The sequence below is a fragment of the aff. Roholtiella sp. LEGE 12411 genome (genome assembly GCF_015206995.1).
GTDB lineage: Bacteria > Cyanobacteriota > Cyanobacteriia > Cyanobacteriales > Nostocaceae > Komarekiella.
The window spans coordinates 39,864-47,426 of sequence record NZ_JADEXR010000036.1 but is presented as its reverse complement, the minus strand read 5'-3'; the positions used below and the strand labels follow the sequence as shown (position 1 = coordinate 47,426).

Here is a 7,563-nt window from a genome sequence, read left to right as displayed (position 1 = left end):
CAGGGGGCATGGGGCATGGGGTAGACTCTTCTTTTTGCGCTGTTGTCTCCTTTTGTCCCAATTGTCGCCAACTGATGATGGTAAGTCCAACTGCTGCTACCGAACCCGTTAGTAGGGGGATGTCGTGAGCTGGTATGTTGAAACCAAGCTCAACCAAAAAATTGGTTAGTGGTTGAGTCAGTGAGGGAAGCACAATCACGCCAAACGCACCCAGAAGCATTGCACTTAACCAGGGAATCCACTCTTGTAACTGCACTAATTGATTTGGTTGATCCAAAATCCAGCGCTTAATTTGACTGTAAAATAAAGCTGCAATTATGCCACTGATAATCGGTGTTAAAATCCAGCCAATAGTAATTGAGCCAATTGATGACCAATCAATTGCACCCACTCCCAAAGCTACCCAACTAAATCCAGCGATCGCACCAACAACTGCATGAGACGAGGATACAGGTAAACCGCGTGAGGTGGCAATTTGCAACCATACCCCACTCGCCAGTAGCACCGTTACCATCCCAGTCACTAATATTTGAGGCGTAGCGGCGAATAAAACAGGATTGGTAATTTTCGTCGCTAGGGTTTCTGTTACCTCATGTCCAAATAACGTAGCGCCCGTAAACTCTAATATCCCAGCAATAATTAGCGCTTGTTTTAAAGTGACAGCTTTGGAACCAACAGAAGTTCCCATTGCGTTAGCAACATCGTTAGCTCCAAGGTTGAAAGCAACGTAGAAGGCTAGGAGGGCGACTGCAATTAGGGTTATAAGCATTTGGTGCTGAGTGGGGGAGTGGAGCAGGTAAGTGAACAATTATTATTATCCCTCCCTCCTCTTGTCTCCCTCTTCTTAATCCCTTCACTGGGGATAAATTAAGATTTTGTAAGTTTCCGCTGTGGGTGCGATCGCCTGTGCAACTGCTGCTGATAAATCTTTTAATGGATAGCGATCGCTAATCAATGCCTCTACATCGATCCGGCGATTAAATACGATATCAGCAGACAGATTTTGCAGGCGGTAGGATGAACTGTAACTACCCATCAAGTCAATTTCCCGGCGATACAGGATATTGGGGTTGACAGGAATTTCCACCTCATCGGGGAATTCTGCAAAAAACAGAATTTTACCGCCTTTGCGGGTACAGTCAATTGCTTGAAAGAAAGCCTTCTCACTGGGAACAGCCAATAGGGCGACATCAACACCTAATCCACCAGTGAGCGCATGAATTTTTGCTGGTAAATCGGCGTCACGAGCATCAAAAGCCGCCTCTGCACCAACATTTAATGCTTTGTCAATTCTAGATGGTAGTAAATCGGTGGCGATCGCTTTTGCTCCGAAATACTTCACCAACATGATAAACATTAACCCAATTGGCCCAGCACCAGTCACTAAAACAGTTTGTCCAGGGGCAATTTGGGCTTTTTTCACTGCTTTTAAGCAGCAGTTAGTTGGTTCTACAAAACTCGCTTCTTCAAAACTGATATGATCAGGGATGGGAATTAGCCCGCCGTTTTGCACAATATGTCCTGGCACTTTGACATAATCGGCAAAGCCGCCACCACTGGCGTTAAAGCCTGCGGTTGTGGAAATGTTTTTGTAAACATCACACATAGAAAAGTTATCGTTTAAGCAGTAAGCGCAATGCATACAAGGGATGTGGTGCATCACCGCCACCCGTTGTCCTATTTGCCAACCTGTGACGTTATTTCCTACTGCTGCGATGGTACCAGCAGTTTCATGTCCAAAAATGCGTGGCGGTTCATATAGGGGATAACGAATTTTTTTAATATCTGACTGACACAACCCCACTACCTGCACTTGTACCAGCACTTCATCTGGTTCCAGCGTTGGGACTGGGATATCTTCGTAAGACAGTTGATTGACGCCTCTAAATACCTGTGCTTTCACGTTGGTTTTTCTCCGCTCAATGATATTTAGATGTAACATTAGCAGTCAACGTTAAGCTATGAATTTTGAGATTTCTCTGTTTGAGCTTCTTGTAATTGTTGCTCTAAGCTTTTTTCAAAGATTTGAAATGCCTCAACATCTGCTGATGAGAGATTACCGCCAATTCCCCCATTTTCAAGCCTAAGAATCTCACTCCGATTGTCCTTAGCCGTAATTGTTAAAATTTCCCCTTTTTGCCAGAGTCGATACCGTTCACCCTCAAAGCATCGACCACCTTCAGGTGCTTTATTTGCAAACTGACTGTTCAAAGCCTTTTTGGCAGTTTGCACAATTTCGTCAGAATAAAGTTGGCAGCGAATACTACGAGCAAATTTTAGTACTCTATTATTTTTTTCTAACTTGTCAAGCGACTCAGTAACGGTCACTGGACGTTTAAGCTCATTAGACTGCTGGCAAATAATTTTAATCATTATTCCTGGATGTTGCTCATCAAGGTAAACCAAAAAATCATCTGGATGCCAAGCCTCAATCTGATAAGGAGCTAGAGCTTCTACAGTAAAATGTTTGAGGTTAGCAGTAACTATGACTTCTGCTTTGGCAACTATAGCAGCAGCAACAACATGGCGATCGCCTATATCATTTGTCATTGCTGCAACTAGATACTCTGGTACTTCCACTATCGCGTCAGGAAAGTTTGTCTTGATTTGTTCTTGAAAGTATCTTTCCTTGGCATTTGTCATCCTCCCATTATTTACAAGGTTGCGAGTAGCGCCATCCAGAATTTCTTGTGAAAAATGAAGTTCGTATAACTCTGCCTCCGCAGCACGCATGAGAGTATCACACAAAGGCATAGGGTAGATGACACAGGAATCCAAAATAACCGAGAGTACCATTTTACTGATCTAATTCGCTAGTCTCGTCATCATAGAATCCCTCATCTTCCAAAAACTGAGTAAATTGCTTAAGTCCTTCCTGACGCTTACTATCGCGCTGTCTTTTATATTTCACTAAATCCTCAAAACGAACACGCCGATGTGTTCCCACCATAATGTGGGGGATTTCTTTCTGTTCTAATAACTTAATCAGATGGGGACGTGAAACTTTAAGAAAATCTGCTGCTTTTTGAGTCGTCAGTTCTCGATCTTGAATAACTACGGACACCACTTTACCTGATGCCATTGCATGAACAGCTTGATGCAACACCTGGTACACCGAATCAGGAATGGTAATTTGCTCTCCGTTAGCTCCTACCAGTTTCGCCTGGGAACCTTTAACGCTAAGTATGCGCTCTAGTTCCTTGATAGGTTGGGCTTCTAGGTTTGGAGATATTACAGAATCTAAAGACACGTTATGTCTTAACATCATAAATCTGTCTCCTACTTTGTCGTGGGGCTTGTCATTATCAATCCTATTTACACACTGTCAATCCTATTTACAGTTTATCTTACACACTACATAAACGAAATATCCGAAAAATAAAATAAAGTATCTTGTCTGATGCCAAGCTTACTGGAGAGAATATGTCGGAACTCTAGTGAGGTTAAGCGATGTTGAATCAGACATACACAACTGATGTCTTAGTTGTCGGTGGGGGAACCGGAGGTACTGCTGCGGCTATCCAAGCGGCTCGACGGGGAGCCAAAACCATTTTGGTGAGTGAATTTCCTTGGTTAGGGGGAATGCTAACTTCGGCTGGAGTGTCTGCACCCGATGGAAATGAATTAGAAGCCTTTCAAACGGGCTTATGGGGGGCGTTTTTACAAGAATTGCGACAACGACAGCCCGGAGGATTAGATAACAGTTGGGTAAGCTTTTTTAGTTACGATCCCCGGATTGGGGCAGAAATTTTTGCAGATTGGGTGCAGGAGTTGCCCAATCTGCAATGGATTTCTGGGCAAGTGCCGGTAGAAGTTTTCCGCCAAGGTGATTCTATTACTGGCGTCCGCTTTACTGATTTTATAGTCACAGCCAAGATTATTCTCGATGCTACAGAATTAGGAGATTTATTAGCTTTAGCTGAGATACCTTACCGCTGGGGCTGGGAGTTGCAATCTGAGTGGGGAGAACCCAGCGCACCAGTGACTTTTAACGCTTTCACCAAAAAATATCCAGTGCAAGCGCCCACTTGGGTAGTGATTATGCAAGACTTTGGTGAAGCTGTGGCCCCAGAAATTCCGGCGGCTCCTAACGAAAATCCATCACTTTTTACTGGTGCTTGGGATAACTACGGAGCAGAGACATTTTTGAATTATGGACGTTTACCTGGTGGCCGATTCATGATTAATTGGCCAATCTGTGGCAATGACTACGGCGAAGGAGTAGAGCGTCTGATAGATTCAGAGCTAACCAAAAGGGAATTTCTCCAAGAATCTCGCTGGCACAGCCAAAATTTTGCCCGTTTTATCCAAAATCAGCTTGGTCGTCGCTATGGTTTAGCAGAACAGCTTTTTCCTTGCACCTCTACTGCTTTTGCACTGCATCCCTACTACCGGGAAAGCCGCCGCTTAGTAGGATTAACTACTATCCGAGAACAGGATATCTTACCAGTGGTAGAAGGTAGTGTTGCATCTATATTTAATGATGCGTTCGCCCTTGGCGTTTGCGTTGGCGAAGCCTCTCTACGAGAAGCGATCGCTTTTGGGAACTACGCCAATGACCACCACTATCCTGGAGTTCAGTTCCCACTACAACCTAAATCTATCCGCTGGGGGGGGCGTTGGACTGGGACTCCCTTCACAATTCCTTACAGTTGCTTAATTCCAGCTGCAACAGATGGTTTGTTGGTCTGTGAAAAGAATATTTCTGTCTCTCACATTGCCAATGGGGCTACTAGATTACAACCTGTGGTTATGGGCATTGGTCAAGCAGCGGGGATGGCAGCGGCGATGTGCATTGAGTTAAGCTGTCAACCAAGAGATTTATCTGTTAGGGTGCTGCAAGCCGCTTTATTAAAAGATCATCGTGCAAGAGCGGCAATTTTTCCTTTCTTTAATCTTCCACCCAATCATTCGGATTGGCTGCACTGGCAACTGTATTACTTAGATAACCCACAAGCCTATCCAGCCAGTGGCTATTGCCCTTGTCCATCGTGGGATAAATCCTATGACTCTGCTTTTGACAAGATATTAATACGAGAAAATGACTGTTTCCAAGGTATTTTACACCGCTTGGATCAGCAAAACTACAGATTTACTATCATCACACCAGCCGCAAATCAAGGTCAAAGTTGGCAGCTTGTGACTTTGCGATCGCATATTAATGAGCAATTGCTAATTTGTCCCCACGATCAATTAATCACAGTATGGGGTCGTCAAAATCACGTCGGTAATTGGTTATTAGTCGAATATCTAGACGGAGTATAAAAGTAGTTTATTTTCAGTAAAGAACAATACTTTTTTGCAAATTGTCCGGATATTCATCAAAAAGCTAAGTATCAGTGAATTGGAGAGTTCCAAAATAGACATCTGCTATGCGTGCTGCCATTTCACTTTTAGTATCGAGTCTGGCGTTCGGCCCCTTAGCTTCTAACTGCCAAGCAATGGTCAATGAATTATCTGATCAACTCCTTTCCACGCCTGGTTCGCAACAGTTGCTCTCGGCGAAGAAAACTAATTCACAAGATCCTTCGCATCGGGGTAGTGGACGCAGAGACTTAACAGGAAATTTCGCAAATATCCATCCTGCTGTTTAAGTAATGTAGGGTAATGGCCTCTTCTAGCAAGAGAATCAAATTACCAGAAAATAAGGTGTTGTGATGCTTAACATCTTTTACATGACCTCTCTAGCAGAAATACAACAGCTGACACAGAAAAAACCAAGAGCGATCGCCAAGTCTTTCAACTGTAAACTCTGTATATATAATTGGCGCAAACCCTTGCAATCAAAACGCCCATAAAATTGACTGTCTTTATCAAACGCATCACCAACTTCTCAAAAGCCATACAATTGTGCTCGTATTTCGGATAAGCTCTGCGTTTCCATCTTCAACCAATCTAGAAATGGATGTAATTTAGGGTATCAGTTAATCTCAAGTACATCTAATTCGCGTATTTCGCTTGTTGTAAAACAGGCTTGAAGCAACTTTGTTTTACTTCCAAACAGATTTTCTCATGCGTCAAGTAGCTAGTTATTTGTATTAGGAAATAATTAATTTTCGCTCTGGCAACTATTCGGCATTTTTTACCGAAGCATGAAATTCGTATCGCCTCGTTTGAGCTTGTCTAGGGCATGAATCCACAGAATTAGTATAGCTTTGTTGCATTTAACAGCAAATAGTACTCTTGTTAACCTAATCTTGCATCCTAGTTTTTTTCCTCACAGCCAGCTGTTGACCAAATAAATATTAAGAAGGATCTGCTAGATCATCGTTAGTCATTTTATCCCTAAGACCAGATGCGAAATTTTGCATTTGGTCTTTTTAGGGTCTTTTAAGTAAAAAACTACACTCGATTGATTTAAAGTACGGACAAATATTCAGTTAGGCAACCCGCCGCAATTTGGTGTCGTCTCAAGCTGGCTTATGAGCAATGAAATACTTGCTTGCAAAGTGGACTTGCATCTCAATATTCTCAAAGCCTGCTTTCTCTAAACGTGCTACCAAGTCATCAGTGGTGTAATGTCTGTAGTAGGGTTCATGGAAAGTTTCAGGGAAAGAGTCCATTAGAGACACCATTTCAGGTGAATCACTCAATTGAATTGAGTCACAGATAATAAAGACTCCTCCTGGTTTTGTCACCCGGAAGCATTGCTCAATGACGGTTTGACGCACCGCCGCTGGTAACTCATGGAAGAGGAAAACAGAAGTTACAGCATGAAAATAGTCATCTAAATAGGGCAATTCTTCAGCATTTGCTTGGACAAGTTGCGGCAATTCTCCTGGAATTTGGGACAGTAATTCATTTGCCTTACGCAAATAAGCTGGTGATAAATCTGTACCAAATAAAGACGCTTGAGGTAGCACTGCTCGAATCAACTTCAGAGTACGCCCAGTTCCACAAGCTACATCTAAAATACGCACTTGTCGTGGTAGAACAGATTCAAAAGCTTTCAACCCTTGCTTGAGAGGAGCAAGAATACGCCGCCGCATCGCATCGGCTGTGCCACCAAAGAGAAGTTCTACTTGTAAGTCATATAAATTTGCTGATAGATCGCTCAAGTAGCCATTACTTTGGTGATGGAAGTTCTGCACATAATAGCTGGGATAACCATCTATCTCTATTTCCGGCGCAAAGTCCTGATATTTATTTTGTTTAGCCCGTTCCCAGATTTGAGGTAAATCTACCAACACCAATGGATAGTAACGGAAAAAGTCTTCCCAGGAGTGATCAAACAGCAGGCTCTCTGGATATACACCATTTTGGGCATCTTGCCAGTCTGCTTCTAGCAGGTGATTCAATCTTTGTTGAAATTTGAGTAAAGTCTCGTTGGAGATAGGTTTGATCTTCTGTTCAAGTGTGGGATAGGCTAGATTCCTTACTTGTGAACTGAGGATTTTGTGGGCTAGACTGAAATAATTTTTGCCCTGTTGGAGAGTCTGATAAGTCAGTTTAGTAAAAGTGTCAGACATAGAAATATCTCGAATTTTGAGTACTTATATTTATTCTATGTAAACAATTGTAACGAATAAAATATCTACTGTTGGAAAGGTACATGCCCCAAGG

General features: G+C 42.8%; 8 protein-coding genes. 3 read left to right on the top strand and 5 right to left on the bottom strand.

Annotated elements, in window-relative coordinates; all coding sequences use genetic code 11:
• From IQ246_RS10995 to IQ246_RS10980, 4 genes are all read right to left on the bottom strand, one after another.
• The coding region (locus IQ246_RS10995; protein WP_194002861.1) for an inorganic phosphate transporter at positions 1 to 769 on the bottom strand (769 nt) is incomplete at its 3' end.
• A gap of 84 nt (positions 770 to 853) precedes the next feature.
• Positions 854 to 1,903: a zinc-dependent dehydrogenase gene (locus IQ246_RS10990; protein WP_194002878.1), complete on the bottom strand. Its 1,050-nt coding sequence runs from the start codon at positions 1,901 to 1,903 to the stop codon at positions 854 to 856.
• Between the two features lie 56 nt (positions 1,904 to 1,959).
• Positions 1,960 to 2,796: a PIN domain-containing protein gene (locus IQ246_RS10985; protein WP_194002859.1), complete on the bottom strand. Its 837-nt coding sequence runs from the start codon at positions 2,794 to 2,796 to the stop codon at positions 1,960 to 1,962.
• 1 nt (position 2,797) lies between these two features.
• Complete coding sequence (locus IQ246_RS10980; RefSeq protein ID WP_370588483.1) at positions 2,798 to 3,268, bottom strand: helix-turn-helix domain-containing protein; 471 nt, start codon at positions 3,266 to 3,268, stop codon at positions 2,798 to 2,800.
• Between the two features lie 182 nt (positions 3,269 to 3,450).
• Here IQ246_RS10980 and IQ246_RS10975 point away from each other — a divergent pair, with 182 nt between their 5' ends.
• The 3 genes from IQ246_RS10975 (at position 3,451) to IQ246_RS10965 (ending at position 5,798) form a co-directional block, all read left to right on the top strand.
• Positions 3,451 to 5,265, top strand: coding sequence for an FAD-dependent oxidoreductase (locus tag IQ246_RS10975; RefSeq protein ID WP_194002857.1), 1,815 nt, complete (start codon positions 3,451 to 3,453; stop codon positions 5,263 to 5,265).
• 107 nt (positions 5,266 to 5,372) lie between these two features.
• Positions 5,373 to 5,594, top strand: a complete 222-nt coding sequence (patX, locus tag IQ246_RS10970; protein WP_194002855.1) for a heterocyst-inhibiting protein PatX — start codon at positions 5,373 to 5,375, stop codon at positions 5,592 to 5,594.
• 63 nt (positions 5,595 to 5,657) lie between these two features.
• Entirely contained in the window at positions 5,658 to 5,798 is a 141-nt protein-coding gene (locus tag IQ246_RS10965; protein ID WP_194002853.1) for a hypothetical protein, read from the top strand.
• 612 nt (positions 5,799 to 6,410) lie between these two features.
• On the opposite strand, the gene IQ246_RS10960 is transcribed toward IQ246_RS10965, so the two are convergent.
• Positions 6,411 to 7,469: a class I SAM-dependent methyltransferase gene (locus tag IQ246_RS10960; RefSeq protein WP_194002851.1), complete on the bottom strand. Its 1,059-nt coding sequence runs from the start codon at positions 7,467 to 7,469 to the stop codon at positions 6,411 to 6,413.
• Positions 7,470 to 7,563: the final 94 nt, after the last annotated feature.